This is a genomic window from Aeromonas sp. FDAARGOS 1419 (assembly GCF_019047045.1).
GTDB lineage: Bacteria > Pseudomonadota > Gammaproteobacteria > Enterobacterales > Aeromonadaceae > Aeromonas > Aeromonas veronii.
In genome coordinates this window covers 2,542,446-2,568,279 of sequence record NZ_CP077209.1, presented here as the reverse complement: position 1 = coordinate 2,568,279, position 25,834 = coordinate 2,542,446, and the positions used below count along the sequence as shown (strand labels likewise).

Genomic DNA, 25,834 nt, shown 5'->3' with positions numbered 1-25,834 from the left:
AGCGGTATTTGGAGTTTGGAGAAACTGATGAACAAATTTCTGAAGGTGTCCCTGTTGGCTGCGGCCGTTGCCGTCGGTCTGACTGCTTGCCAAAAAGACGAGAAGCCTGCTGCGGCCAATACCGCCGAAGTGAAGGCAGAAGCCAGCAAGCCGGCAGAGGCGACCAAGGCCGAAGCCAAGAGCTTTGAAGAGCAATCTGGCTACGCAATTGGCCTCTCCATGGGTCGTTACATCGCCAATACCCTGGAGCGTCAGCAGGAACTGGGCATCAAACTGGACAACGCCGTGATCCTGAAAGGGGTGACTGACGGTCTGGGCAAAGAAGCCAAGATGACTGATGAAGAGATCCAGAAGGTACTGCAGGATTACGACGCCAAGATCAACGAGCTGACCAAGGCCAAGGCCGAGAAAGACGCCGTTGAGAATCTGAAGAAGGGCGAAGAGTTCCTGGCTGCCAACGCCAAGAAAGAGGGTGTGAAGAGCACTGAATCCGGCCTGCAATACGTGGTCGAGAAGATGGGCACTGGCGCCAAGCCGAAATCAACCGACATCGTCAAGGTTCACTACACCGGTACCCTGACCGACGGCACCAAGTTCGACAGCTCCGTCGATCGCGGCGAGCCGGCTACCTTCCCGCTCAACCAGGTTATCCCGGGTTGGACCGAAGGTGTTCAGCTGATGCCGGTTGGCTCCAAGTTCAAGTTCTTCCTGCCGTCCAAGCTGGCCTATGGTGAGCACGGTGCAGGCTCCATCCCGGCGAACGCCGTGCTGGTGTTTGACGTTGAGCTGCTGGCTATCGAGAAGCCGACTGCAGACGACGCCAAGAAGTAATCCCTTCTTGTAGTTAAAAACGGCTCCTTAAGGAGCCGTTTTTACTTGTGTATTCCCTGCAATCGCGGGATAACAGAGCTGTCTTGGCGTTGGGTTTGCGCGCGAAAATAAGGCAAAATAGATCGCAGAATCAAATACAAGGATGAGTCCAGTGGCTGAAAATAAATCGCGTGTCCTGCTGGTGGAAGATACCCGTAGTCTGGCGGTGGTCTATGAACAGTACCTGCGCCAGGAGGGGTATGAGGTGGTGCTGGCCGATTGTGGTCAGCAGGCGTTGGCGCAGTTGCTGGCAAGTCCTCCCCCCGTGGTGCTGCTGGATCTGGAGCTGCCGGATATGTCCGGTATGGATATTCTGCAGATGATCACCGAACAGCAGTTGCCCTGCTCGGTGGTGGTGATCACCGCCCACGGCTCGGTGGATGTGGCGGTGGAGGCGATGCGCCTCGGTGCCTTCGATTTTCTGACCAAGCCGTTTGACAGCAAGCGGCTCTGTGCCACCGTTCGCAATGCCTTGAAACACCAGCAGTTGAGCTCGCTGGTTGCCCACTATCGGGAGAACTTCGAGCGTAGCTCCTTCTTCGGCTTTATCGGTGCCTCCATGTCGATGCAGGCGGTCTATCGCATCATCGAGAGCGCTGCGCCCAGCAAGGCGACCGTCTTTATCACTGGCGAAAGCGGCACCGGCAAAGAGGTGTGTGCCGAGGCGATTCACCAGTGCAGTCCCCGCAGCGAACAGCCCTTTATTGCCCTCAACTGCGCCGCCATTCCCCACGATTTGATGGAGAGCGAGATCTTCGGTCATGTGAAGGGCTCTTTTACCGGCGCCCAGGGGGATCGCAAGGGGGCGGCCAGTCTGGCCGATGGTGGCACCCTGTTTCTCGACGAGATCTGCGAGATGGACCTGGATCTGCAGAGCAAGCTGCTGCGCTTTATCCAGACCGGCACCCTGCAGCGGGTCGGCAGTGGCAAGCTCGAGACGGTGGATGTGCGCTTTATCTGCGCCACCAACCGGGATCCGCTGGTGGAGGTGAAAGCGGGCCGTTTTCGCGAGGATCTCTACTATCGGCTCCACGTCATTCCCCTCACCCTGCCGCCGCTGCGGGAGCGGGGCGAGGATATCCTGCTGCTGGCGCGTACCCTGTTGCAGAGCTACGCCAAGGAGGAGAACAAACGCTTCAAGGATTTCGATGTCGAGGCGGCGCGAGTGCTGCTCGACTACCCCTGGCCTGGCAACGTACGCGAGCTGCAAAACGTGGTGCGCAATATCGTGGTGCTCAACGACAAGGAGCTGGTGAGCCCGGATATTCTGCCGCCACCGCTCAATGGGGTTCGTCCCCAGCTGCCGGCTGCGATTGCGGCAGCGGTGGCATCGGCTCCGGCAGCCACCGGGGTGGCCAACGGGCCAATTCGTCCGCTCTGGCTGGTGGAGAAAGAGGTGATCGAACAGGCCATCGCCAGCTGTGACGGCAATATTCCCAAGGCGGCGGCCCTGCTCGAGATCAGCCCCTCCACCATTTACCGTAAAAAGCAGGGGTGGGAAGAGTCCAATCGGGCCTGAACCATCTTGCCAGCAGAAAGGGCGGCTAGCGTGCCGCCCTTGCTATTTGGGGGATCAGAGTTTGGCGAGGCGCTTGAGGCGGGCCAGTCGCTCCCCCTCGTTGGCGCTGAACCAGCGGTCCTGCGACAACAGAAACCAGGCGCGGGAGAAGTATTCCGCGGCCAGCGGATCGTCCAGCACCAAGGCATTCTCCCCCAGCTCCTCGAACAGATAACCATCCTCAGGTTCGCCTGCCTCGGCCATATCGGCCTTGAGTTGGTGCAGCTCTGCCTGCGCTTGCTGGTGCTGACCCTGGGCCCGGGTCAGGCGAGCCAGACTCCAGCGAGCGATAAACGCCTTGGCCGGCTGGTTATGTTGCAGATGCCAGGCCAGACACTTCTGCTGCTGGATTTTCGCCTCATCAAAGCGGCCCAGTTCGAACAGGGTCCAGCCCTGATTGTTGTAAAGGGGGGCCAGCCAGCCACGCACCTTCTCGTCACTGCTGCGCTCCGCCAGCTCCATCGCCAGTTGATGCCAGCGGCTCTGCTCTTCCAGTGGTGCGGCGATGGCGATCATGTGAGCGGCGTCGATGGCGAGATAGGTTTCTTTCTCCTTGAGTCCCCACTGCCAGGCTTGTTCAAACAGCGGTTTGGCGCTGGCTTTGTCGCCCGCCGAGTTAAAGGTGCGGCCCCGTTCCAGCAGGGCCCGGATCCGCGCTCTGGGGGTTGTGTCGGTGAGGCGAGGCGCTATCTCGTCGAGCAGCTGATGGGCTTCGGCAAACTGGCGCTGCAGCGAGTGGGTGCGGGCAATTTGGGTCAGCAACTCCAGTTCGAGTTGCAGGTCGGCGGCGGTGCGCGCTTCGGGAAGAAGGGTGTGAAAACGCAGTGCGCTGGCGGCGGGATCCTGATAATCCCACAGCGCCATGAAATCGGGCGGATTGTCCATTTGGCCTCCTTGCTGGTTATCCTGTCACCAAGATGCCTGCAGGCCATTGTTTGTACAAGGGGCGCCCATCACAGAGCGCCCCTTGAGTCATGTTAACGGCTGTGGCCGGTTGCTCAGTAGACCATAGCCAGGCTCATCAGCATCAGACCGAGGGCGGCAAAGGCCCCCTCTTTGATGGCGAGCCGTGGCACCAGCGCCTTGGGCAGGGCCGGAAACAGGCTCAGGGCAAAGCCAAGGCCCGGCATCAACCAGTGGAATGCCGGATCGCGCAGGGCGGGATCGGCGGCACCATTGATGATGATCAGCAAAATAAACAGGGTGAAGGCCGGCAGGATAAACCAGCGTACCCCACCGGCGGCGACCGCCCGCAGCGGCGAAATGCGATAGAGCAGCATGGTCACAAGGAACAGTACAAAAGGGGCCAGCAGATAGAGCGGAGCGGGGTTCATAACATCTTTCCTGAAAACTGATCGTCAAAAAACAGGGAGTCCGGTGCAAGAGGCGCGCGATTTAACCACTCTTCGCAGGTAATCACCAGCAGCCCGGGCCCGGGCTGTGAAGAGGATCCCGGATAAAGGTTTGCTAGCGCGTCTTAGTGCAACCAGAACCAGGCTGTAGCAAATCCTAGCCAGCTCAGCACCAGCAAGATCCAGGGCAGGGGATGCTGATGGCTTACTTCAACCACTTCAAGCTGATCGTCTTGCTCTTCGGTTTGTGGCGCCGCCTGTGGCTGCCTGGCTTTGGCCTGCAATTTTTTCTGGCGGCTCGCTTCGCGGGCCCGCGCCTTCATCTGTTTCTTGTATTCGTCGATGCCTTTCTGGATCCCTTGCGCGATAAGCTGGGTCTGCTCCTTGGTCTGCCCCGGCTTCTGGTTGGCACGGGCAATTTTCATCGCCTCCTGCTGGGTCTCGGGGGAAATCTTGTCGTACTTGGCCATCAAATCATCTCCTCGGGCATGGCTGGCTGGGGAGTATGCCATAAAGGCGCGTCCGGGTGGCGCCTCCTTGGTGCGGGAGGGGAGCAAGTGAGTGACTGCTCAACAAAAAAACTGATAAATCAGCAGGAAGCCGGATGTTGGGCCGAAGATCACAATTAGCAGAATTTGTGAGTCATCGATGAAAAACGGTCATCCGTTGTTTGTTATATTGGCGCCCGACCCGCTGGACAGGGTTGATAAATAACAAAACAATCAAGGTGATATGGAAATGAATAATAACTTTATCAAAGGCGGCGTGGCACTGGCCGTGCTTGCTGCACTGACTGGCTGTAATACCTCGAGCAATGACACCGTTGCACCCTGCACCGAAAATGTCTGCAAACTGACCATCCTGCACACCAACGATACCCACGGCCGTTTCTGGCACAACGCTGAAAATGAGTACGGTATGGCTGCCCAGAAGACTCTGGTCGAGCAGCTGCGTGCCGATGCCAAGGCTGCTGGCAGTGACGTACTGGTTCTTTCCGGTGGTGATGTGAATACCGGGGTGCCGGAGTCCGATCTGCAGGATGCCGAGCCTGACTTCATGGCGATGAACAACATTCGCTACGATGCCATGGCAGTGGGCAACCATGAATTCGACAACCCTCTCAGCGTGCTGGAGAAGCAGCGCAAGTGGGCCCAGTTCCCCATGCTCTCGGCCAACATCTATGACAAGGCCAGTGGCAAACACTACTTTGACCCCTACAAGGTGTTCAAGCTGGAGAGCGGTCTCAAGGTCGCCGTACTGGGCCTGACCACCGAGGATACCGCCCAGCTGGTGGATCCCAACAACGTGCAAACCCTGGAGTTCCGCGATCCGACCAGCGAGGCGGCCAAACTGGGCCAGCAGATCCGCAGCAACAAGGAGGCCAATCTGGTCTTCGCCATCACTCACATGGGCCATTACGAGAATGGTCAGCACGGCAGCAATGCGCCGGGCGATGTAGAGATGGCTCGTGCACTGCCGGCAGGGACTCTGGATGCCATCATTGGTGGCCACTCCCAGAATCCGGTCTGTATGGAACCGGGTACTACCAACAAGTACGCCAATTTCAAACCGGGTGATAACTGCCAGCCAGACCAGCAGAACGGCACCTGGATCATGCAGGCTCACGAGTGGGGCAAGTATGTGGGCCGTGCCCAGTTTGAGTACCAGAATGGCAAGTTGACCCTGACCAGCTATGACCTGATCCCGGTCAACCTGATCAAGCGTAACGCCAAGGGCGAGGCGATCGATGCCAACGGCGCCGTAACCAAGGATCCGGCCAAGATGCAGTTCGTACAGGACGAGATCACCAAGGATCCCGAGCTGTATAACACCCTGCTGGGTTATCAGGAGAAAGGTCAGCAAGAGCTGAATGTCGTCATTGGCTCGGCAGATGGCTTGCTGGTTGGTGATCGCAACTCGGTTCGCAACAAGCAGACCAACCTGGGTCGCCTGATCACCACGGCGACCAGCAGCAAGCTGGGTGTCGACTTTGGTATCGTCAACTCTGGCGGCGTCCGTGACAGCATCCCGGCCGGTGATATCACCTACCGCAGCGTGCTGCTGGTGCACCCGTTTGGCAACACGGTCAACAAGGCTGTCATGAAGGGAAGCGATCTGGCGACCTATCTGGGCCAGGTGGCAAGCAAGACCCGCAATACCGGTGGTTATGCCCAGTTTGGCGGTATCAACATGGCGGTGGATTGCCAGGCCAAGAGCGTCAATATCACCAGCATCGGTGGCAAGGCGTTTGATCCGGCTGCAACTTACAGCTTCGCGATCCCGAGCTTCAGCGCCTCCGGTGGTGACGGTTATCCGAAGATCGATACCATCAACGCCGGGTTGGTCGATGCTGCCGTGCTGAAGGAGTACATCGAGATCAAGAAGACCATCAACGTGGCCGATTATCAGTCAGGCAATGAGGTGAGCTATCTGAACTCAGCCTCTACCGAAGGGTGTAACTAAGCGCTGTCGATTCGGTATCGTCACAACAGTAGTCACACTCTGCTGTCTTCTTAAAAAAATCCCCAGGCATTACCTGGGGATTTTTTCGAACCGTTACTGAATTTTCCAGTCTATTGCATCACATCGTGTCTCGTCAGGCTTGCAGCCAGCTTTCGATGCTGCGCTGGATGCCTGCATCGTCCAGACCGAGCAGGGCATAGATCTCCTGCTGGGTACCCTGTTCCACGAAGCGATCCGGCAAGCCAAGGTTGAGCACCGGCTTGCACTGCTTGCTGCGCATCAGCAGTTCGTTCACCGCCGAACCGGCACCGCCCATGATGGCGTTGTCTTCAATGGTGACGAAGTGATCGTGGCTGGCCGCCAGCGACAGCACCAGCGCCTCATCCATCGGTTTGACAAAGCGCATATCCACCAAGGTGGCATCCAGCACTTCGGCGGCCGCTTTGGCGTGGTGCAGCAAGGTGCCAAACGCCAGAATGGCAGTGCCCTTGCCCTCTCGCAGGATACGTCCCTTGCCGAGCTCCAGTGCCTGCATTTCTGACGAGATGGGGGCGTCGCTCAGGCTGCTGCCGCGCGGATAGCGCACTGCGGCAGGGCCCTGATGGAGATAGCCGGTATAGAGCATCTGGCGGCACTCGTTCTCGTCGGAGGGGGTCATGATCACCATGTTGGGCACGGTGCGCAGGAAGCTGATGTCGAACGCCCCCTGATGGGTGGGGCCGTCAGCGCCTACCAGACCGGCCCGGTCGATGGCGAACAGCACTGGCAGCTCTTGCAGCGCCACGTCGTGGATCACCTGATCGTAGGCACGTTGCAGGAAGCTCGAATAGATGGCGACCACCGGCTTCTTGTCGGCGATGGCCAGACCGGCGGCAAAAGTGACCGCATGCTGCTCGGCAATGGCCACATCGAAGTAGCGATCCGGATACTGCTGGCTGAATTTCACCAGCCCGGAGCCTTCGCGCATGGCAGGGGTGATGCCGACCAGCTTCTCGTCTTTGGCCGCCATGTCACACAGCCACTGGCCGAAGATGGCGGAGAAGGTGGGCTTGGCACCACTCGCCTTGGGCAGAGCGCACTCGTCCGGATTGAACCTGGGCACGGCGTGATAACCGATAGGGTCTTTTTCGGCGGGCTCGTAGCCCTTGCCCTTCTTGGTCTTGACGTGCAGCAGCTGCGGGCCCTTGAGGTTGCGCATGTTGCGCAGGGTCTCGACCAGTGCCTCGATATCGTGACCGTCGATGGGGCCGATGTAGTTGAAGCCAAACTCCTCGAACAGGGTGCCGGGCACCACCATCCCCTTGAGGTGCTCTTCGGCCCGCTTGGCCAGCTCCTTGACTGGCGGCAGACCGGCTAGCACCTTCTTGCCGCCTTCGCGGATGGTGGTGTAGAGCTTGCCGGACATGACCCGGGCCAGATGGTTGTTGAGCGCGCCAACATTCTCGGAGATGGACATCTCGTTGTCGTTGAGGATCACCAGCATGTCTTTATGGACATCGCCGGCGTGGTTGAGCGCTTCAAAAGCCATCCCCGCCGTGATGGCGCCATCACCGATCACCGCCACGACCTTGCGGCCCAGCCCTTCACTCTCGGCGGCAACCGCCATACCGAGCGCCGCACCGATGGAGGTGCTGGAGTGGCCGACGGAGAGCACGTCGTACTCGCTCTCGCCACGCCAGGGGAAGGGGTGCAGACCATCTTTCTGACGGATGGTGTGGATCTGGTCACGGCGTCCGGTCAGGATCTTGTGGGGATAGGCCTGATGGCCCACATCCCAGATCAGCCGATCGAACGGGGTGTTGTAGACGTAGTGCAGGGCCACTGTCAGTTCGACCGTGCCGAGCCCGGAGGCAAAGTGTCCGCTGGAGCGGCTGACGGAGCGCAGCAGATATTCGCGCAGCTCGTTGCACAGCACCGGTAGCCGCTCTTTGGGCAGGGAACGCAGCTCTATCGGGGTGTCCGCGAGGGCCAGGTTGGGGAAATTGCTAATATCAACGCTCATTTTTTAACTGTTATCCAGCGTTTAGTGGGTTCGCTCGATGATGTAATCGGCGAACGCTTCCAGAATGTCGGTATTGTAGGGCAAGGATTGCAGGGCTGTTAAGGCTTTACCGTGCAGTTCGCGAGCCAGCTCACGGGCGTTTTCGAGTCCAAGCAGGGCCGGATAGGTACTCTTCTCCAGCGCCAGATCGGAGCCTTGCGGTTTGCCCAGGGTGGCGGTGTCACCTGTGATGTCGAGGATGTCATCCTGCACCTGGAAGGCGAGGCCGATGGCGGAGGCATAGGTTTGCAGCGCCGTCAGGGTCGCTTCGTCGACATTCTCCTTGCACAGGGCGCCAAGAGTGACGGCGCATTCGATGAGTGCCCCCGTCTTGTGGCGGTGTACCTGCTCCAGCTCGGCGAGCGTGATCCGGCGTCCTTCCGCTTGCAGATCCAGCGCCTGACCGCCGCACATACCGAGATAGCCGGAGGCGCGGGCAAGAGTGCTCAGCATGCGCACCCGGTTGGCCATCAAGGTATCGGGCATGGGGTGATCGGCCAGAATGGAGAACGCCAGGGTCTGCAGCGCATCACCGGCCAGAATGGCGGTGCCTTCGTCAAACGCCTTGTGAACGGTTGGCTGACCACGACGCAGGTCGTCGTTATCCATGGCGGGCAGGTCATCGTGCAGCAGGGAGTAAGCGTGGATGCACTCCACGGCAGCCGCGGGGCCATCCAGCAGTTCGCTCTTGACGCCCAGCATCTCGCCGACCGCGTAGACCAGAAACGGGCGAACCCGTTTGCCGCCCAGCAGCAGGCCATAACTCATGGCATCGCGCAGACGCGGCGCCATGGCGGGCAAGGATTCAAGTTGTGCTGACAGACAGTCGTCAATACGCTGACGATGCAGACGGGAAAAATGGTCCAGCGCCACTCACTCCTCTCCTTGTTCTGGCTGGAAGGGGGCGAGCTGATCACTGCCATCGGCTTGACTGAGCAGGATCTGGATCTTCTGTTCGGCCAGTTCCAGCTTCTGCTGACCGGCCCGAACCAGATGAACGCCCTGCTCGAACTGCTTGAGTGCCTCTTCCAGGGGTAGGGAACCTTGTTCTAGCTGATGAACGATGGTTTCCAGCTCTTCCAGAGTGGCATCAAAACTCAGACGGTCGATTTTTTTACTGGCCATGTCCATCCTCGGGGATTGAAAAAAACGGCTTATATTAACATCGACCGTCCACAGGGGGGAGGCAGAAAAGCATTGCCCCCTCAAACTCTCGCTAAACTGGCCGATAATGAGCCATCATTCTCAGTGGATGTATGCTTGCCGCATGGGTCGCAATAGCAGAAAATTCAACAGACTATAAATAGACACAAGAACCGGTGACAGGAGTAGGGACGTGGATCTAGGCAGTCTGATAGGGATAGTGCTGGGTTTCGGGGTGGTGGTGTACGGCATGCTGCTGGGTGGCCCCATGAGCATGTATGTGGATATGCCATCGGTCTACATCACTGTATTGGGATCAATCTTCATCGCCATGATGAAGTTCAACCTTGGCCAGTTCCTGATGGCATTCAAGGTGGCGGGTAAAGCCTTTATGTACAAGGGCGACAAGCTTGAAGACCTGATTACTAAAGCCGTTGAACTGGCTGACGCGGCTCGCAAAGGGGGCTTTCTTGCGCTGGAAGCCGCAGAGATCCCCAATGCATTTATGAAAAAAGGGATCGATATGCTGGTGGATGGTCACGATGCCGAAGTGGTGCGCGCCGTGATGGAAAAGGATATCGACCTGACAGCCGAGCGCCATGTCATTGCCATCAAGGTCTTCCGTACCCTTGGGGATCTGGGCCCTGCCATGGGGATGATAGGTACGTTGGTGGGTCTGGTGGCCATGCTGGCCAACATGAGTGACCCCAAGTCGATCGGGCCGGCGATGGCGGTGGCCTTGCTTACCACCCTGTACGGTGCGATAGAGGCCAATATGTTGGCGATCCCGATTGCCGACAAGCTGGAGCTGCGCAGCGGGGAGGAGAAGCTCAGTCGTACCCTGATCCTTGATGCCATTATGGGAATTCAGGATGGCCAGAACCCGCGGGTGATCCAGTCCATGCTGCAAAACTATCTGAACCAGTCCAAACGTAATACTGGCACCGAATAGGGGGCGTTATGTCTGATTGCAAGTGCCCGCCACCAGGTCTCCCTGGTTACATGGGAACCTTTGCCGACCTGATGTCGCTGCTGATGTGCTTCTTCGTGCTGTTGCTCTCCTTTGCCGAGATGGATGTGCAGAAGTTCAAGCAGATAGCCGGTTCCATGGACAAGGCATTCGGGGTACAGAACATCCTTGAGGTGAAAGATATTCCCAAGGGAACCTCGGTGATTGCCCAGGAGTTCAGGCCCGGTCGCCCTGAGCCCACGCCGATTGATACTGTGATGCAGCAGACTATCGATCTGACCCAGACCGAACTGGAGTTTCTGCCCGGCGAGTCGGATCAGGCCGGTGGTCAGGACAAGAGTGATGGCAAGCAGACGGGGGGCGATACCGCGCAGGATGCGAAGAAGGCGCAAGAACAGTCCAATACCCTGGCCAAAGCCCTCGCCGAGCAGATGAAAGATCAGATCCAGGACGGTGCCATCGAAATTGAGGCGCTGGGCCAGCAGATCATCATCCGGATCAGGGAAAAAGCGTCGTTCCCCGCCGGTTCTGCGTTTTTGCAGCCCCAGTTCTGGCCGGTCATTCGCAAGGTCGCGACCTTGCTCAAGGATGTGCCGGGTGAAATCACCATCTCCGGTCACACCGACAACGTGGCGACCGAAGATGAGCTGTTCCAGTCCAACTGGGAGTTGTCGTCGCAACGGGCGGTGGCGGTGGCGCACCAGATGCTGAAGGTCCCCGGTTTTGATCAGGGGCGGCTGGTGGTGCAGGGGATGGCGGACTCCCAGCCATTGGTGCCCAATACCACCCCGGAAAATCGTCGGATGAACCGGCGGGTGGAGATCGCCATCATGCAGGGCAAACCGACCGTTTCGGCCCCCATTTCCGTACCGGAAGGGAAGTAAGCGAGGGGAATGCCGATGACGCAAGTGGGATCTGCATCAGGGGGCTGACGTGGATTTTGTGTTGGCTTCATATTAAGATGCCTCATCCGAACCGATTGCTGCGGCCTCCTTGCAGATGGCCGCAGTTTCTATTTTCAAGCAACCCAGGTTTCGACTATGAATCATACTCCGATGACTGTTCGCGGCGCTGAGAAGCTGCGCGAAGAGCTCGATTATCTCAAGACCGAGCTTCGTCCCCAGATTATCGAAGCGATTGCCGATGCCCGCGAGCACGGTGATCTGAAGGAAAACGCCGAATACCATGCCGCTCGCGAGCAGCAGGGGTTCTGTGAAGGCCGCATTCAGGAGATTGAAGCCAAGCTCTCCAATGCGCAGGTGATCGATGTCACCAAGATGACCAACAACGGTCGCGTGATTTTTGGCGCGACTGTGACTCTGCTCAAGAGCGAGACAGAGGAAGAGGTGGTTTACCGAATCGTGGGTGATGATGAGGCTGATATCAAACAGAACCTCATCTCTGTCAACTCCCCCATTGCCCGCGCCCTGATTGGCAAGGAAGTGGACGATGTCGCAATCGTCAAGACCCCGGGCGGTGATGTGGAATACGAAGTGCTGGAAGTCGCTTATATCTAAGCGAATGCTACAGACAATGAAACAGGGGGGCTTGCGCTCCCCTGTTTGTCTTTATCTATGTGATTATTGATAAAAATCAGGACAGATACGCCTCGGTAAAGGCGTCCTGATGGCGCTGAAACAACCAGTGGCGCAGCCGTTCGATGTTGTTTTCGCTCATCTGAAAGCTCAGTGCCCAGGTGGCATGGTCGGCATTGGCTTTGATGCGCCTTACCAGTCGTCCCTGCAGTGGAAGAGGGTCCTCTTGCTCGATGCAGAGCTCGCCGTTGATGGGGGTGTCGGCCACCATGTCGATTGGCAAATTTTCCACGATGAGGCCGTTGAGGGAGAGGCTGAGTACCTGAAACAGGCCCAGTTCGCTGCATAGCTTGGCCTTTTGGGTGAGACGCCAGGCGCGCGGTTGGGCAAACCCCAGCTCCCTGATGACCGGTGCAGATAAGCGGGGCTCGACGAAGCCATCTTCCCCTTGGGTAAAGCTCAGGGGAAAACGCAGCTGATGGCCAGCGAAGCGGGCTTCGAGTACAAGGTGTTCGGCTTTTTGCAGCAAGCCAAGCATGGGGGCATCGAGGTGACCACTCAGAACATGGGTGTCCTGATTGCTCCCCAAGTCCCGCAGCATGGCCAGCTCATCGTCGGTCAGAATAGGATGGTGAGCCATAATGCGTGTCCGGAAGTATTCATCGCAGGTTAAGGGCTTTGCGACTACTTTGGCAAGCGACTCGGGAAGAAGTGGAATAAGGAAAGAGCGATGCTCTTTCCTTTTACTTGCGGGGCAGCTGGATTTTGGGTTCGTTGGCTTGACGATAAATGGTCAGCACATGACCCATGCTTTGCACCTTGATTGAACCGGTTTCACGGACGATAGCATCCATAACCAGTTGTTTCATTTCGCGATCTTCAGAGGCAACCTTAACCTTGATCAGCTCGTGATGGTTCAGTGCCAGATCGATCTCGGCCAGTACACCTTCGGTCAGACCATGCTGACCCAGCAGGACGACAGGCTTGAGGCTATGGGCAAGGCCCTTGAGGTACTGTTTCTGTTTATTGTTGAGAATCATCGCAATTTCTTCATAAGTCAGGGTTGAAAGGGGCGTATTCTACCCCCACTTAGCCCTTAATACTAATAACCCTTGTGGTTTTTTAAAGTCGATTATCATGACCCAGAAAAAACGTTCCCCCAGTTCAACTCGCTGGTTAAAAGAACATTTCGACGATCAATACGTCAAAAAAGCCCAGAAAATGGGCCTGCGTTCTCGTGCTGTTTTCAAGATTGACGAGATCCAGGGCAAGGATCGCTTGCTGAAACATGGCATGACCGTAGTGGATTTGGGAGCTGCCCCCGGTGGTTGGTCCCAGTTCGCGGTTGAACAGGTTGGTGATTCGGGTCGCGTCATCGCATGTGACATTTTGCCGATGGATCCCATTGCCGGTGTCGATTTCCTGCAAGGGGACTTTCGGGAGGAAACTGTACTCGGCGCTTTGCTGGAGCGAGTGGGTCCCGACAAGGTCGATGTCGTGATGTCTGATATGGCGCCCAACATGAGCGGTACCCAGCAGGTGGATCAGGCTCGCGCCATGTATCTGGTCGAGCTGGCGCTGGACATGTGCAATCAGGTATTGCGTAGTGACGGCAGTTTCGTAGTGAAGGTGTTTCAGGGAGAGGGCTTTGATGCCTATCTCAATGAAATTCGTAAACTTTTCTCCGCTGTCAAAATTCGTAAACCAGACTCATCCCGCGCCAGATCACGGGAAGTCTACATTGTGGCTACCGGTTTTAAACTGTAGTACCCTAACCTTCATCGTTAACTGTCAGTCTGCGAGGTTACTGATTTGAGTGACATGGCGAAAAACTTAATCCTGTGGCTGGTCATCGCCGTCGTTTTGATGTCGGTGTTCAATAGCTTCAGCCCCAGCGATACCACCAGTCGCCAGCTGGACTATTCCAGCTTCGTTAAAGAGGTGACCCAAGAGCAGATCCGTGAAGTGCGGATGGACGGTAAGGTCATTAATGGCGTCAAGCGTACTGGTGAACGATTCACCACCATCATACCTGCGCCGGATCCCCAGCTGCTCAACGACATGCTCAATCACAATGTCAAAGTGATGGGCGAGAAGCCGGAAGAGCCGTCTCTGTTGACCTCTATCTTCATCTCTTGGTTCCCGATGCTGCTGCTGATCGGTGTCTGGGTCTTCTTCATGCGTCAGATGCAGGGCGGCGGTGGCAAAGGTGCCATGTCGTTCGGCAAGAGCAAGGCTCGCCTGATGAGCGAAGATCAGATCAAGACCACCTTTGCTGACGTTGCAGGTTGCGATGAAGCCAAGGAAGAGGTGAAGGAGCTGGTCGACTATCTGCGCGACCCGAGCAAATTCCAGAAACTGGGTGGCAAGATCCCGACCGGTGTGCTGCTGGTTGGTCCTCCCGGTACCGGTAAGACCCTGTTGGCCAAGGCCATTGCGGGCGAGGCCAAGGTGCCTTTCTTCACCATCTCAGGTTCCGATTTCGTGGAGATGTTCGTCGGTGTTGGTGCCTCCCGGGTGCGTGACATGTTCGAACAGGCCAAGAAATCCTCCCCCTGCATCATCTTCATCGATGAAATTGATGCGGTCGGTCGCCAGCGTGGCGCCGGTCTGGGTGGTGGTCATGATGAACGTGAGCAGACTCTTAACCAGATGCTGGTCGAGATGGATGGTTTTGAAGGCAATGAAGGCATCATCGTCATCGCAGCCACCAACCGTCCTGACGTACTGGATCCGGCACTGCTGCGTCCGGGCCGTTTCGACCGTCAGGTTGTGGTCGGTCTGCCGGATGTCCGTGGTCGCGAGCAGATCCTGAAAGTGCACATGCGCAAAGTTCCGTTGGCGGATGACGTCAATCCGGCGCTGATTGCCCGTGGCACCCCCGGTTTCTCCGGGGCGGATTTGGCCAACCTGGTCAACGAGGCAGCCCTCTTCTCTGCTCGTGAGAGCCGCCGAGTGGTCTCCATGGCCGAGTTCGAGAAGGCCAAGGACAAGATCATGATGGGTGCGGAACGCCGCTCCATGGTGATGAAAGAGTCCGAGAAAGAGATGACTGCATATCATGAAGCCGGTCACGCCATCATTGGTCGTCTGGTTCCGGATCATGACCCGGTTTACAAGGTCTCCATCATTCCGCGCGGTCGTGCGCTGGGTGTGACCATGTATCTGCCGGAGCAGGATCGCTGGAGCCACTCCAAGCAGCATCTGGAGTCGATGATCTCCAGCCTGTATGGCGGTCGTCTGGCAGAAGAGCTGATCTACGGTGCCGAGAAGGTTTCTACTGGTGCTTCCAACGACATCGAGCGAGCGACCGACATTGCACGCAAGATGGTGACCCAGTGGGGTATGTCCGAGCGTCTCGGCCCGATGCTCTACGCGGAAGAAGATGGCGAGGTGTTCCTCGGTCGCAGCATGGCCAAGGCCAAGCATATGTCCGACGATACAGCTCGCGTGATCGATGCAGAGGTCAAGCAGGTCATCGACCGTAACTACGCCCGTTCCAAGCAGATCCTGCTGGATAATATGGACGTGTTGCACAGCATGAAAGATGCGCTGATGAAGTACGAGACCATCGACGCCAAACAGATCGATGACCTGATGGCGCGTCGTGAGGTTCGTGCTCCGAGCAACTGGCATGACGAGCACGGTGATACCCCGCAAGGCGGTTCCACCGTGGCTGCCGAGGCCAAGCCTGCCGATGAGGCGGCACCGGTGGCGGATGTCACTATCGACAAAGCCAACGACGCGCCGGCCAAATAATCGTGACTATCCAAACCCCGGGCTTGCCCGGGGTTTTTCTTTATCAGATGGATGTGAAAATGCAGTTAACCAGCAAGGGGCTCAGCCTCTCCCTCGATCGTCCCCATATGATGGGGATCCTCAATGTGACGCCCGACTCCTTCTCCGATGGCGGCAATTTCAACCAGTTTGAACGGGCAATGGCCCATGCGCGCCAGATGGTCTCTGACGGTGCGACCCTTATCGACATCGGTGGCGAGTCAACCCGTCCTGGTGCGCCCGATGTGAGCGAGCAGGAGGAGCTGGACAGGGTCATCCCCGTGGTTGAGCGCATGGCTGCTGAGCTGGAGGTGATGATCTCCCTCGATACTTCCAAAGCGGCTGTGATGCGGGAGGGTTGCAAGGCGGGCGCTCATCTGATCAACGATGTGCGGGCACTGCAAGAGCCTGGAGCACTGCAAGCCGCGGCCGAAGCGCGGGTTCCGGTCTGTCTGATGCATATGCAGGGGCAGCCGAGAACCATGCAGGTCGAGCCGCACTATGAGGACCTGATCGGGGAGGTTCGCGCCTTCTTTGATGAGCGTATTGCGGCTTGTCTGGCGGTCGGGATCCGTCGTGAAGAGCTGTTGCTGGATCCGGGATATGGCTTTGGCAAAACCCTTGCACACAACTATCAGCTGTTGGCGGCTCAAAAGGAACTGCTTGATTATGGCTTGCCGCTATTGGTGGGGATGTCGCGAAAGTCTATGATAGGCAACCTGCTGGGCCGTCCGGTGGATGAGCGTCTGGCGGGCAGTCTGGCATGCGCCCTTATCGGCATGCAGCATGGGGCCCGCATCATCAGGGTACACGATGTACGGGAGACCATGGACGCATTGCGCGTCGGTTGGCTGGCAATGACGGGACAAGATTTTATTTCCAGATAATAAAGAGAACAGACAATGGCAAGAAAGTATTTCGGTACCGATGGTGTGCGCGGCAAGGTTGGCGAATACCCGATTACCCCTGATTTTGTAATGAAATTGGGTTGGGCTGCCGGCAAAGTGCTCTCCAAGAAGGGCACCAAAAAGGTGCTGATTGGCAAAGATACCCGCATCTCCGGTTACATGCTGGAATCCGCGCTGGAAGCGGGGCTCTCCGCGGCAGGCCTTAAAGCCATTCTGATGGGGCCCATGCCCACGCCGGCGGTTGCCTACCTGACTCGCACTTTCCGTGCCGAAGCTGGTATCGTCATCAGCGCTTCCCACAATCCCTTCTACGACAACGGCATCAAGTTCTTCTCCGCCGACGGCACCAAGCTGCCCGATGATGTCGAGCTGGCTATCGAAGCCGAGCTGGATCACGACCTCAAGTGTGTCGAGTCGGCCGAACTTGGCAAAGCGGTGCGCATTGATGATGCTGCCGGTCGCTATATCGAATTCTGCAAGAGCACCTTCCCTTCTCACATGAATCTGGATGGGGTGAAAATGGTGGTCGACTGTGGCCATGGCGCTACTTACCACATTGCGCCGTCGGTTTTCCGCGAGCTGGGTGCTGAAGTGATCACAATGGGCTGTGCCCCGGATGGTCTCAACATCAACGATGGTGTCGGCTCGACTGCGCCTGACGCACTGGTTGCCAAGGTGCTGGAGTGCAAGGCCGATCTGGGGGTTGCCTTTGATGGTGATGGTGACCGTCTGATCATGGTCGACCATACCGGCTATCTCATCGACGGTGATGAAGTGCTCTATATCATCGCGCGCGATGCCCTGCGCAATGGTCGCCTCAAAGGCGGTGTCGTCGGCACCCTGATGGCCAACATGGGTCTGGAGCTGGCGCTGCAAACCCTGGGCATTCCGTTTGCCCGTGCCAAGGTGGGTGACCGCTATGTGCTGGAGATGATGGAAGAGAAGGGCTGGCGCATCGGTGGCGAGAACTCCGGCCACATTATCTGTCTGGATCAGACCACTACGGGTGATGGCATCGTAGCCGCCTTGCAGGTGCTTACCGCCATGCGCAGTGCCGAGATGCCGCTGGCCAAGCTGCGCTCCGGCATGAGCAAGTTCCCGCAGGTTCTGGTGAATGTTCGTTTTGCCGAAGGCAAGGATCCGCTGGCCGCTGATGCTGTCATGGCTGAGGTTGCCAAGGTGGAACAGGAGCTGGCTGGTCGTGGTCGCGTACTGTTGCGCAAATCAGGTACCGAGCCGCTGATCCGGGTCATGGTCGAAGGGGAGCATGAACAGCAGGTGCGTGACATGGCTCAGCGCATCGCCAAGCAGGTTGAATCGGCGTTTTAATGAACAGCCAGGGCGGCTTTTTAGCCGTCCTGGTTGTATCTTGTTCATACGATTCAAAAATTTAAAAATAGCACTTGTCAGCTGAGCATCCTCTGGATATTATCAGCCCCGCTTTCGCAAGGGAGTTGCCGATGGGACATCGCAAGCCGTTTGTAGCAGCCAACTGGAAGTTGCACGGTAGTAGGTCGCAGTTAGAGCAGTTTACGAGTCAGTGCCTAAACGGCGTTGACGGAAAAGTAGATGTGGTTCTCTGTCCTTCCCATGTGCATCTCGACTTTAGCGCTTCACTGCTTAATGAGCAGAAGCTAATAAAGTTGGGGGCTCAGAATGTGAGTCAGCACGCGGCTGGCGCTTACACCGGAGAAATCTCGTGTCAGATGCTGGTTGAGGCAGGGTGTCGTTACGTATTGGTAGGGCACTCCGAGCGCAGGCGTCTCTTTGGTGAGACCAGTTTTATCGTCGCAGAGAAGTTTGCGGCAGCCAGAGCGGCAGGCTTGATTCCCATCCTCTGTTTAGGTGAATCAGGTGCGGCGAGGCAGGCGAGAAGAGCCTTCGAGGTGATCGCTGAAGAGCTGGATATCGTCATAGAGAAAAATGGCGCGATGGCTTTCGATAATGCTATCATCGCCTACGAGCCGATTTGGGCTGTAGGTACAGGTAAATGCGCCACACCCGAGCAGGCACAAGAGGTTCATTCCTTTATACGTGGTCGCTTGGCGGAGGATACTCCGGTAATAGGTGAGAAAGTTAGAATCATCTATGGTGGGAGCGTAACGCCGAGCAACGCGAGAGATTTGTTTGCACAGCCCGACATTGATGGCGGACTGATTGGCGGAGCAAGCCTCGATAGCGATGCGTTTTTAGGAATTGTTGAAGCGGCAAAGGGTGCAAGTTAAATGTACGAGATTCTTTTAGTCGTTTATCTGCTGGTTTCACTGGCTCTGATTGGTCTGGTGATGATTCAGCAAGGTAAAGGGGCTGATATGGGCGCCTCCTTCGGCGCAGGGGCATCGAACACAGTATTCGGCTCCGGTGGTTCAGGCAGTTTCCTGACCCGAACAACAGCAATTTTGGCTACTCTGTTTTTCGTTATCAGCTTGGTGCTCGGATCTATGTCCAGCAACAAGGTAAAGCAGGGTAGTGAATGGGAGAATCTGCAACAAACCCAACAGGTTGAGCAGACCAAAGCGCCAGTAAAGAAAGATACTGACGTTCCCGAGTAAGAGTTTTGCCGTGGTGGTGGAATTGGTAGACACGCTATCTTGAGGGGGTAGTGCTCTAGGGTGTGCGGGTTCGAGTCCCGCCCACGGCACCAATTAAGCAGTGAGCTCGGGAAGCCGAGTGTATTATAGCCAGTCAGTCTTGTATCGAGAGAGTGAAGTGGCTATAATCTCGCACGATTTCGGACGCGGGGTGGAGCAGCATGGTAGCTCGTCGGGCTCATAACCCGAAGGTCGTCGGTTCAAATCCGGCCCCCGCAACCAAATTTCACGCATTTCCTACGCTCAGGAAGGCGGTCGCTGCGAGGCGACAATCAGGGTAAAGCGCCAAGCCCCGATTTGACATCGGGGCTTTTTGTTATGTGCAATTTACTCTGAATCGATATCTATCTGGGCTTTATGCCCTTTTTTTGTTTTGTTTTTCGGAGGGTGACTTTGGCTACGTTGGAACAACGTTTGACCGATCTGCTCGAGGCTCCGGTCGTTGCCTTGGGTTTTGAACTTTGGGGTATTGAGTTTATCCGTGCGGGTAAACACTCCACCTTGCGTGTCTATATCGACGGCGAGCAGGGTGTGACTGTCGAGAACTGTGCTGAGGTCAGCCATCAGGTTGGCGCCATCATGGACGTCGAAGATCCCATCACCGAGGAGTATTACCTCGAGGTATCCTCCCCCGGCCTGGATCGTCCCCTGTTCAAGGTTGCCCATTTCGAAAAATACGTTGGCCAAGAGGCGGCGGTAACGCTTCGGATGGCAACAAACAACCGCCGCAAGTTCAAAGGCGTAATCAAAGCTGTGCAAGGCGACATGATCACCCTGACAGTAGATGGTAAGGACGACGTGTTGGCTTTCACCAATATCCAAAAAGCGAACATAGTGCCGAACTTTGGTTAACGAGGCTATCGGATATGAATAAAGAGATTTTGCTGGTCGTTGACGCAGTATCCAACGAGAAAGCGGTACCCCGCGAGAAGATCTTCCAGGCTCTGGAAACCGCGCTGGCGACTGCGACCAAGAAGAAATATGAAGGCGAGATTGAAGTTCGGGTCGAAATCGATCGCAAGACCGGTGACTACGACACTTATCGCCGCTGGGTAGTCATTGCGGATCAAGCCGCAATGGAGAACCCCTATGCTGAAATCACCCTGGAAGCGGCGCAGATCGATCAGCCGGATATCCAGATCGGTGAGTATGTTGAAGACCAGATCGACTCTGTGACCTTCGACCGTATCACTACCCAGACCGCCAAGCAGGTTATCGTGCAGAAAGTGCGCGAAGCCGAGCGTTCACAAGTAGTTGATCAGTTTAAAGATAAAGAAGGCACCATCATCAGTGGTGTGGTCAAGAAGAGCAACCGCGACAACATCATCCTGGATCTGGGCAGCAATGCTGAAGCCGTGATCTTCCGTGATGACATGCTGCCGCGTGAAACCTTCCGCCCGGGCGACCGTGTCCGTGGCCTGCTCTATGCAGTGCGTCCGGAAGCCCGCGGTTCCCAACTGTTTGTCAGCCGTTCCAGCCCGGACTTCCTGAAAGAGCTGTTCCGTATCGAAGTACCGGAGATCGGTGAAGAGATGATCGAAATCATGGGCGCTGCCCGTGATCCAGGTTCCCGCGCCAAGATCGCGGTGAAGACCAACGATCGTCGTATCGACCCGATCGGTGCCTGTATCGGTATGCGTGGTGCCCGTGTGCAAGCTGTCTCCGCAGAGCTGAGCGGTGAGCGCGCCGACATCGTGCTGTACGATGACAACCCGGCCCAGTACGTGATCAATGCCATGGCGCCTGCCGATGTGGCCTCCATCATCGTTGATGAAGACAACCACACCATGGATATCGCCGTGGAAGCTGCCAACCTGGCTCAGGCCATCGGTCGCAATGGTCAGAACGTGCGTCTGGCCTCCCAGCTGACCGGTTGGGAGCTGAATGTGATGACCGTTGAGGACATGCGTGCCAAGCACCAGGCCGAAAACGACCGCATCATGAACCTGTTCACCAGCACCCTGGATATCGACGACGATTTCGCTGGTCTGCTGATGGAAGAGGGCTTCTCAACCCTGGAAGAGATCGCCTTTGTACCGGTCAACGAGCTGCTGGCTATCGACGGTCTGGATGAAGACATGGTCGAAGAGCTGCGCAAGCGCGCCAAAGATGCCCTGACTACCAAGGCACTGGCCAAAGAAGAGTCTTTCGATGGCGTTGAGCCGTCCGAAGAGCTGCTCAATCTGAACGGTCTGAGCCGCGAACTGGCTTACGCTCTGGCGGGCCGTGGCGTGGGCACCCTGGAAGATTTGGCTGAGCAAGGTATCGATGACCTTGCTGATATTGAAGGGCTGACTGCCGAGAAGGCAGGTGAGCTCATTATGGCTGCTCGCAATATCTGTTGGTTCGGAGAAGAGCAGTCCGAGTAAGATCAAACGGAGGAAAATGAATGGCAGAAGTATCAGTCAAACAACTTGCCACTGACATCGACACACCGGTTGATCGTCTTCTCCAGCAGTTTGTCGATGCCGGTATCAGCAAGAGCAAGGCCGACGACATGGTCAGCGAGTCTGAGAAACAGGCTCTGCTGGCACACCTGAAGAAACAGCATGGAGGTGACGAGGTCGTCGCTCCTGCCCGCATGACCTTGCAGCGCAAGACCAAGAGCACCATCAGTGTTCAGGGGACTGGCGGCAAGAACAAGGAAGTGCAGGTAGAAGTACGCAAGTCTCGCACCTATGTAAGACGCTCGGCGCTGGAAGATGAACAGCGTCAGGCGGAAGCCGAGGAAACAGCGCGTTTGGAAGCAGAAGAAAAAGCTCGTCGCGAGGCCGAAGAGAAGGCTCGCCTCGAAGCTGAAGAGAAGGCTCGCCGTGAGGCTGAGCAGGCTCGTCGTGAAGCTGAGGAAAAGGCGCGGATCGAGGCACAATCAAAGGCTCGACAGGCTTCACAGCCCGCCAAAGCAGCCAGTAGCACAGCTCAGCAAGAGGCAGAAAAGATGGCCAAGCGCGAAGCAGAAGAACTGAAGCGCCAACAGGAACAAACAGCTTTGAAAAAAGCTGAAGAACTCGCCGCGAAGAAAGCCGAAGAGGCTCGTCTCATGGCGGAACAGAACGCAGCCCGCTGGGCTGAAGAAGAGGCCGCTCGCGCCAAAGAGAGCAGCGACTACCATCTGACCACCAACAAGCATGCGCAAGCCGCAGAAGACGAGTTGGATCGGAAAGAAGAGACCAGCCGCCGCACTGCCGCAGCTGCCAAGGCACCGAAGAAAGCCGGTCGTCGTGAAGATGATCGTGACTCTCGCAACCCGCGTGCCCGTAAAGGCAAGCGCGGCAAGGTCGCCATGCCGAACGCCATGAAGCACGGCTTCAACAAGCCGGCTGCCGTGGTGAACCGCGATGTCGTCATCGGCGAGACCATCACTGTGGCCGAGCTGGCCAACAAGATGGCCGTCAAGGGCGTTGAAGTCATCAAGGTGATGATGAAGATGGGTGCCATGGCCACTATCAACCAGGTGATCGACCAGGAGACCGCTCAGCTGGTCGCCGAGGAGATGGGTCACAAGGTTGTGCTGCGTCGTGAGAACGAGCTGGAAGAGGCGGTACTGTCCGATCGTGACGAGACCTCCGAAGCCAAGCCGCGCGCACCGGTCGTTACCATCATGGGTCACGTTGACCACGGTAAGACCTCGCTGCTCGACTACATTCGTAAAGCCAAGGTTGCTGCTGGCGAAGCCGGTGGTATTACCCAGCATATCGGTGCTTACCACGTCCAGACTGACAGTGGCATGATCACCTTCCTGGATACCCCGGGTCACGCGGCGTTTACCTCCATGCGTGCTCGTGGTGCCAAGGCGACCGATATCGTTGTTCTGGTTGTTGCAGCTGACGACGGCGTGATGCCGCAAACCATCGAAGCTATCCAGCACGCCAAGGCTGCCGGTGTACCGCTGGTTGTTGCGGTCAACAAGATCGACAAGCCTGAAGCGGATCCGGATCGCGTCAAGACCGAACTGGCCCGTTACAACGTCATGTCCGAAGATTGGGGTGGAGACTGCCAGTTCGTGCACGTATCCGCCAAGTCTGGCGAAGGCATCGACGACCTGCTGGAAGCCATCCTGATCCAGGCTGAAGTACTGGAGCTGAAAGCGGTGGTTGACGGCATGGCCAATGGCGTCGTGATCGAATCCTTCCTGGATAAAGGTCGTGGTCCGGTTGCTACCGTACTGGTACAAGAAGGTACTCTGCGTCAGGGCGACATCGTTCTGTGTGGTCTCGAGTACGGCCGTGTTCGCGCCATGCGTGACGAACTGGGTCGCGAGATCAAGGAAGCGGGTCCGTCCCTGCCGGTGGAAATCCTGGGTCTGTCCGGCGTTCCCTCTGCCGGTGACGAAGCCACCGTTGTCCGTGACGAGAAGAAAGCCCGTGAAGTGGCGCTCTATCGTCAGGGCAAGTTCCGCGAAGTCAAGCTGGCTCGCCAGCAGAAGGCCAAGCTGGAAAACATGTTCGCCAACATGACCGAGGGCGAAGTGTCCGAAGTGAACGTGGTGATCAAGGCCGACGTACAAGGTTCTGTGGAAGCGATCTGCGATGCGCTGGTCAAACTCTCCACCGACGAAGTGAAGGTGAAGATCGTGGGTTCCGGCGTAGGTGGTATCACCGAAACCGACGCGACCCTGGCTGCTGCTTCCAGCGCCATCCTGGTTGGTTTCAACGTCCGTGCCGACGCATCTGCGCGCAAGGTCATCGAATCCGAGAGCCTGGATCTGCGTTACTACTCCGTCATCTATGACCTGATCGACGAAGTGAAGCAGGCCATGAGCGGCAAGCTGGCCCCTGAGTATCGTCAGGAGATCATCGGTCTGGCTGAAGTGCGTAGCGTCTTCAAGTCTCCGAAGTTCGGCGCCGTTGCCGGCTGTATGGTCACCGAAGGTGTGGTCAAGCGTTCCAACCGTATCCGTGTTCTGCGTGACAACGTGGTTATCTATGAAGGCGAGCTGGAATCCCTGCGCCGCTTCAAGGATGACGTCAACGAAGTTCGTAACGGCTACGAGTGTGGTATCGCGGTCAAGAACTACAACGACGTGCGCGAAGGCGACCAGATCGAAGTTTACGAGACTGTTGAAATCCAACGGACTCTGTAAGCCGAGAGTCAGACAAAATAGGGGGCCGCGGCCCCCTTTTATCGCAGGATAGAATATGGCCAGAGAATTCAGCCGGACCCGTCGGGTCGGACAGCAGATCCAGCGTGAAATCGCGCTGATCCTGCAGCGCGAGGTGAAAGACCCGCGCATCGGCATGGTGACCGTTTCCGATGTGGAAGTGTCCCGTGACCTCAACTATGCCAAGATTTACGTCACCTTCTTGCAGCTGGAAAATGATGCCGAGCGCATCAAGGAAGGCTTGCAGGGTCTGACCGAAGCAGCCGGATATATCCGTAGTCTGCTGGGCAGTGCCATGCGTCTGCGCGTGGTGCCAGAGCTGCGTTTCTACTACGACCAGACCCTGGTCGAGGGGATGCGTCTCTCCAACCTGGTGACCAACACTGTGCGTGAAGACAAGCGTCGCATGGCCGAATCCGGCCGTGACGAAGAAGCTGAATCCGCACCGGATGACACGACTGAGGATAAAGCCTGAGATGACCCGAAGACGTCGTTTCAAGGGCCGTGATGTGCACGGCATTCTGCTGCTGGACAAGCCGACCGGCCTGACCTCCAACGATGTGTTGCAGAAGGTCAAGCGCATCTACAACGCCGCCAAGGCCGGTCACACCGGTGCACTGGATCCGCTGGCGACCGGCATGCTGCCGATCTGCCTCGGCGAGGCCACCAAGTTCTCCCAGTATCTGCTGGAAGCGGACAAACGCTATGAGGTGACCGCCAAACTGGGCGAGCGCACCAACACCAGCGACTCCGATGGTGAGGTGGTCTCCACCCGTCCGGTGAACGTGGCTGTCGGTACCCTGATCGAGGCGCTGGACCAGTTCCGCGGCCCTATCATGCAGGTGCCCTCCATGTACTCCGCGCTCAAGCACAACGGCCGTCCGCTCTACGAATATGCCCGCGAAGGCATCGAAATCGAGCGTGAAGCCCGTCCCATCACCGTATTCGAGCTCAAACTGCTGAGCTTTGAAGGTGATGAGGTGCGCCTTGAAGTGCACTGCAGCAAGGGCACCTACATCCGCTCTCTGGTGGATGATCTGGGTGAAGTGCTGGGTTGTGGCGCCCACGTGACCCAGTTGCGTCGTACCCAGGTGGCCAGCTATCCGTACGAGCGGATGCTGACTCTGGAGCAACTCGAGTGCATCTTCGAGCAGGCCAAGGCCGAGAGCATCCCGCCGCGCGAGCAGCTGGATCCTTTGTTGCTGCCGATGGACACCGCCGTAGCAAGCTTGCCCGAGGTGAACATGCTGGCGGTTGTGGCTGCCTATGTGAATCAGGGCCAGGCCGTGCAGGTGGCGGGTGCGCCGCAAAGCGGTCAGGTTCGCATGACGGTCGGCCCGGAGCGCGAGTTCATCGGGGTTGGCGAAATTGATGATGATGGCCGCGTCGCTCCCAAGCGACTGGTGCGTTATCACGACGAGGAGTGATCCTCAGGCGGTATCAGCACGTCTTTCCCGTTTCGCCTCTTTATCGTTGCGAAAAGGGGCGGGGACGATTATGATACCGCCCTCATTTCACGGCTGAA

At 57.2% G+C, this 25,834-nt stretch carries 25 protein-coding genes and 2 tRNA genes; 19 read left to right on the top strand and 8 right to left on the bottom strand.

Going from position 1 to position 25,834, the window contains the following annotated elements; all coding sequences use genetic code 11:
- Nucleotides 1-27 precede the first annotated feature (27 nt).
- The gene (fkpA, locus tag I6L49_RS11450) at nt 28-831 is read left to right on the top strand and encodes an FKBP-type peptidyl-prolyl cis-trans isomerase (protein WP_005335283.1); all 804 of its coding nucleotides are present in this window, start codon (nt 28-30) and stop codon (nt 829-831) included.
- A gap of 151 nt (nt 832-982) precedes the next feature.
- A complete protein-coding gene (locus I6L49_RS11445; RefSeq protein WP_216949578.1) occupies nt 983-2,389 on the top strand; it encodes a sigma-54 dependent transcriptional regulator in 1,407 nt (468 codons plus the stop codon).
- Between the two features lie 54 nt (nt 2,390-2,443).
- On the opposite strand, the gene I6L49_RS11440 is transcribed toward I6L49_RS11445, so the two are convergent.
- The 3 genes from I6L49_RS11440 to I6L49_RS11430 all read right to left on the bottom strand — a co-directional run bounded on the left by I6L49_RS11440 (nt 2,444) and on the right by I6L49_RS11430 (nt 4,250).
- The gene (locus I6L49_RS11440; RefSeq protein WP_216949577.1) at nt 2,444-3,313 is read right to left on the bottom strand and encodes a hypothetical protein; all 870 of its coding nucleotides are present in this window, start codon (nt 3,311-3,313) and stop codon (nt 2,444-2,446) included.
- 113 nt (nt 3,314-3,426) lie between these two features.
- The gene (locus tag I6L49_RS11435) at nt 3,427-3,762 is read right to left on the bottom strand and encodes a hypothetical protein (protein ID WP_005358483.1); all 336 of its coding nucleotides are present in this window, start codon (nt 3,760-3,762) and stop codon (nt 3,427-3,429) included.
- Nucleotides 3,763-3,905: 143 nt separating this feature from the next.
- Complete coding sequence (locus tag I6L49_RS11430) at nt 3,906-4,250, bottom strand: DUF2956 domain-containing protein (RefSeq protein ID WP_216949576.1); 345 nt, start codon at nt 4,248-4,250, stop codon at nt 3,906-3,908.
- A 268-nt stretch (nt 4,251-4,518) separates the two neighbouring features.
- Here I6L49_RS11430 and ushA point away from each other — a divergent pair, with 268 nt between their 5' ends.
- Nucleotides 4,519-6,243, top strand: coding sequence for a bifunctional UDP-sugar hydrolase/5'-nucleotidase UshA (gene ushA, locus I6L49_RS11425; protein ID WP_216949575.1), 1,725 nt, complete (start codon nt 4,519-4,521; stop codon nt 6,241-6,243).
- Between the two features lie 133 nt (nt 6,244-6,376).
- Here the strand turns inward: ushA and dxs are convergent, their stop codons facing one another.
- The 3 genes from dxs to xseB are packed head-to-tail and all read right to left on the bottom strand — an operon-like array spanning nt 6,377 to nt 9,409.
- The gene (dxs, locus tag I6L49_RS11420) at nt 6,377-8,245 is read right to left on the bottom strand and encodes a 1-deoxy-D-xylulose-5-phosphate synthase (RefSeq protein ID WP_216949574.1); all 1,869 of its coding nucleotides are present in this window, start codon (nt 8,243-8,245) and stop codon (nt 6,377-6,379) included.
- Nucleotides 8,246-8,266: 21 nt separating this feature from the next.
- On the bottom strand, nt 8,267-9,157 hold the full coding sequence (ispA, locus tag I6L49_RS11415; protein WP_216949573.1) for a (2E,6E)-farnesyl diphosphate synthase: 891 nt from the start codon (nt 9,155-9,157) through the stop codon (nt 8,267-8,269).
- The gene (gene xseB, locus I6L49_RS11410; RefSeq protein ID WP_005338838.1) at nt 9,158-9,409 is read right to left on the bottom strand and encodes an exodeoxyribonuclease VII small subunit; all 252 of its coding nucleotides are present in this window, start codon (nt 9,407-9,409) and stop codon (nt 9,158-9,160) included. It abuts the gene before it with no gap.
- A gap of 211 nt (nt 9,410-9,620) precedes the next feature.
- On the opposite strand from xseB, the gene pomA reads away from it, so the two are divergent.
- The 3 genes from pomA (at nt 9,621) to greA (ending at nt 11,914) form a co-directional block, all read left to right on the top strand.
- Nucleotides 9,621-10,379, top strand: a complete 759-nt coding sequence (gene pomA, locus I6L49_RS11405; RefSeq protein ID WP_005349525.1) for a flagellar motor protein PomA — start codon at nt 9,621-9,623, stop codon at nt 10,377-10,379.
- A gap of 8 nt (nt 10,380-10,387) precedes the next feature.
- The gene (locus I6L49_RS11400) at nt 10,388-11,281 is read left to right on the top strand and encodes a flagellar motor protein MotB (RefSeq protein ID WP_005349528.1); all 894 of its coding nucleotides are present in this window, start codon (nt 10,388-10,390) and stop codon (nt 11,279-11,281) included.
- Nucleotides 11,282-11,437: 156 nt separating this feature from the next.
- On the top strand, nt 11,438-11,914 hold the full coding sequence (greA, locus tag I6L49_RS11395) for a transcription elongation factor GreA (protein WP_005338833.1): 477 nt from the start codon (nt 11,438-11,440) through the stop codon (nt 11,912-11,914).
- A gap of 76 nt (nt 11,915-11,990) precedes the next feature.
- On the opposite strand, the gene I6L49_RS11390 is transcribed toward greA, so the two are convergent.
- Nucleotides 11,991-12,572: a hypothetical protein gene (locus tag I6L49_RS11390; RefSeq protein ID WP_021230375.1), complete on the bottom strand. Its 582-nt coding sequence runs from the start codon at nt 12,570-12,572 to the stop codon at nt 11,991-11,993.
- Between the two features lie 103 nt (nt 12,573-12,675).
- Nucleotides 12,676-12,972 carry a ribosome assembly RNA-binding protein YhbY gene (yhbY, locus tag I6L49_RS11385; RefSeq protein WP_005338829.1) on the bottom strand — a complete coding sequence of 99 codons (297 nt, stop codon included), beginning with the start codon at nt 12,970-12,972 and terminating at the stop codon, nt 12,676-12,678.
- 97 nt (nt 12,973-13,069) lie between these two features.
- Here yhbY and rlmE point away from each other — a divergent pair, with 97 nt between their 5' ends.
- The 13 genes from rlmE to truB all read left to right on the top strand — a co-directional run bounded on the left by rlmE (nt 13,070) and on the right by truB (nt 25,736).
- Nucleotides 13,070-13,699, top strand: a complete 630-nt coding sequence (gene rlmE / locus I6L49_RS11380) for a 23S rRNA (uridine(2552)-2'-O)-methyltransferase RlmE (protein WP_005338828.1) — start codon at nt 13,070-13,072, stop codon at nt 13,697-13,699.
- A 45-nt stretch (nt 13,700-13,744) separates the two neighbouring features.
- Nucleotides 13,745-15,691 carry an ATP-dependent zinc metalloprotease FtsH gene (gene ftsH, locus I6L49_RS11375; protein ID WP_005343537.1) on the top strand — a complete coding sequence of 649 codons (1,947 nt, stop codon included), beginning with the start codon at nt 13,745-13,747 and terminating at the stop codon, nt 15,689-15,691.
- A 59-nt stretch (nt 15,692-15,750) separates the two neighbouring features.
- The gene (gene folP, locus I6L49_RS11370; protein ID WP_216949572.1) at nt 15,751-16,596 is read left to right on the top strand and encodes a dihydropteroate synthase; all 846 of its coding nucleotides are present in this window, start codon (nt 15,751-15,753) and stop codon (nt 16,594-16,596) included.
- 15 nt (nt 16,597-16,611) lie between these two features.
- Nucleotides 16,612-17,946, top strand: coding sequence for a phosphoglucosamine mutase (glmM, locus tag I6L49_RS11365; protein WP_216949571.1), 1,335 nt, complete (start codon nt 16,612-16,614; stop codon nt 17,944-17,946).
- 131 nt (nt 17,947-18,077) lie between these two features.
- Complete coding sequence (gene tpiA, locus I6L49_RS11360) at nt 18,078-18,842, top strand: triose-phosphate isomerase (protein WP_216949570.1); 765 nt, start codon at nt 18,078-18,080, stop codon at nt 18,840-18,842.
- Nucleotides 18,843-19,169 carry a preprotein translocase subunit SecG gene (secG, locus tag I6L49_RS11355; RefSeq protein ID WP_005338811.1) on the top strand — a complete coding sequence of 109 codons (327 nt, stop codon included), beginning with the start codon at nt 18,843-18,845 and terminating at the stop codon, nt 19,167-19,169.
- Nucleotides 19,170-19,176: 7 nt separating this feature from the next.
- Nucleotides 19,177-19,261: transfer RNA gene (locus I6L49_RS11350), tRNA-Leu, on the top strand.
- A gap of 92 nt (nt 19,262-19,353) precedes the next feature.
- A tRNA-Met gene (locus I6L49_RS11345) sits at nt 19,354-19,430 on the top strand.
- Between the two features lie 171 nt (nt 19,431-19,601).
- On the top strand, nt 19,602-20,060 hold the full coding sequence (gene rimP / locus I6L49_RS11340; protein WP_005338809.1) for a ribosome maturation factor RimP: 459 nt from the start codon (nt 19,602-19,604) through the stop codon (nt 20,058-20,060).
- Nucleotides 20,061-20,074: 14 nt separating this feature from the next.
- Entirely contained in the window at nt 20,075-21,577 is a 1,503-nt protein-coding gene (nusA, locus tag I6L49_RS11335) for a transcription termination factor NusA (RefSeq protein WP_111899901.1), read from the top strand.
- A gap of 20 nt (nt 21,578-21,597) precedes the next feature.
- Nucleotides 21,598-24,291 (top strand): translation initiation factor IF-2, encoded by a 2,694-nt coding sequence (infB, locus tag I6L49_RS11330; protein WP_216949569.1) that lies wholly within the window; start codon nt 21,598-21,600, stop codon nt 24,289-24,291.
- A gap of 55 nt (nt 24,292-24,346) precedes the next feature.
- A complete protein-coding gene (gene rbfA / locus I6L49_RS11325) occupies nt 24,347-24,784 on the top strand; it encodes a 30S ribosome-binding factor RbfA (protein WP_005338799.1) in 438 nt (145 codons plus the stop codon).
- A 1-nt stretch (nt 24,785) separates the two neighbouring features.
- A complete protein-coding gene (gene truB / locus I6L49_RS11320; RefSeq protein WP_005338798.1) occupies nt 24,786-25,736 on the top strand; it encodes a tRNA pseudouridine(55) synthase TruB in 951 nt (316 codons plus the stop codon).
- Nucleotides 25,737-25,834 lie beyond the last annotated feature (98 nt).

Bases quoted from the DNA above. Each gene is read 5' to 3' on its own strand.
- fkpA (WP_005335283.1), top strand. From the start codon at position 28: ATGAACAAATTTCTGAAGGTGTCCCTGTTGGCTGCGGCCGTTGCCGTC.
- I6L49_RS11440 (WP_216949577.1), bottom strand. From the start codon at position 3,313: ATGGACAATCCGCCCGATTTCATGGCGCTGTGGGATTATCAGGATCCC.
- I6L49_RS11435 (WP_005358483.1), bottom strand. From the start codon at position 3,762: ATGAACCCCGCTCCGCTCTATCTGCTGGCCCCTTTTGTACTGTTCCTT.
- I6L49_RS11430 (WP_216949576.1), bottom strand. From the start codon at position 4,250: ATGGCCAAGTACGACAAGATTTCCCCCGAGACCCAGCAGGAGGCGATG.
- ushA (WP_216949575.1), top strand. From the start codon at position 4,519: ATGAATAATAACTTTATCAAAGGCGGCGTGGCACTGGCCGTGCTTGCT.
- dxs (WP_216949574.1), bottom strand. From the start codon at position 8,245: ATGAGCGTTGATATTAGCAATTTCCCCAACCTGGCCCTCGCGGACACC.
- xseB (WP_005338838.1), bottom strand. From the start codon at position 9,409: ATGGCCAGTAAAAAAATCGACCGTCTGAGTTTTGATGCCACTCTGGAA.
- I6L49_RS11400 (WP_005349528.1), top strand. From the start codon at position 10,388: ATGTCTGATTGCAAGTGCCCGCCACCAGGTCTCCCTGGTTACATGGGA.
- greA (WP_005338833.1), top strand. From the start codon at position 11,438: ATGAATCATACTCCGATGACTGTTCGCGGCGCTGAGAAGCTGCGCGAA.
- I6L49_RS11390 (WP_021230375.1), bottom strand. From the start codon at position 12,572: ATGGCTCACCATCCTATTCTGACCGACGATGAGCTGGCCATGCTGCGG.
- yhbY (WP_005338829.1), bottom strand. From the start codon at position 12,972: ATGATTCTCAACAATAAACAGAAACAGTACCTCAAGGGCCTTGCCCAT.
- rlmE (WP_005338828.1), top strand. From the start codon at position 13,070: ATGACCCAGAAAAAACGTTCCCCCAGTTCAACTCGCTGGTTAAAAGAA.
- folP (WP_216949572.1), top strand. From the start codon at position 15,751: ATGCAGTTAACCAGCAAGGGGCTCAGCCTCTCCCTCGATCGTCCCCAT.
- glmM (WP_216949571.1), top strand. From the start codon at position 16,612: ATGGCAAGAAAGTATTTCGGTACCGATGGTGTGCGCGGCAAGGTTGGC.
- tpiA (WP_216949570.1), top strand. From the start codon at position 18,078: ATGGGACATCGCAAGCCGTTTGTAGCAGCCAACTGGAAGTTGCACGGT.
- secG (WP_005338811.1), top strand. From the start codon at position 18,843: ATGTACGAGATTCTTTTAGTCGTTTATCTGCTGGTTTCACTGGCTCTG.
- nusA (WP_111899901.1), top strand. From the start codon at position 20,075: ATGAATAAAGAGATTTTGCTGGTCGTTGACGCAGTATCCAACGAGAAA.
- infB (WP_216949569.1), top strand. From the start codon at position 21,598: ATGGCAGAAGTATCAGTCAAACAACTTGCCACTGACATCGACACACCG.
- rbfA (WP_005338799.1), top strand. From the start codon at position 24,347: ATGGCCAGAGAATTCAGCCGGACCCGTCGGGTCGGACAGCAGATCCAG.
- truB (WP_005338798.1), top strand. From the start codon at position 24,786: ATGACCCGAAGACGTCGTTTCAAGGGCCGTGATGTGCACGGCATTCTG.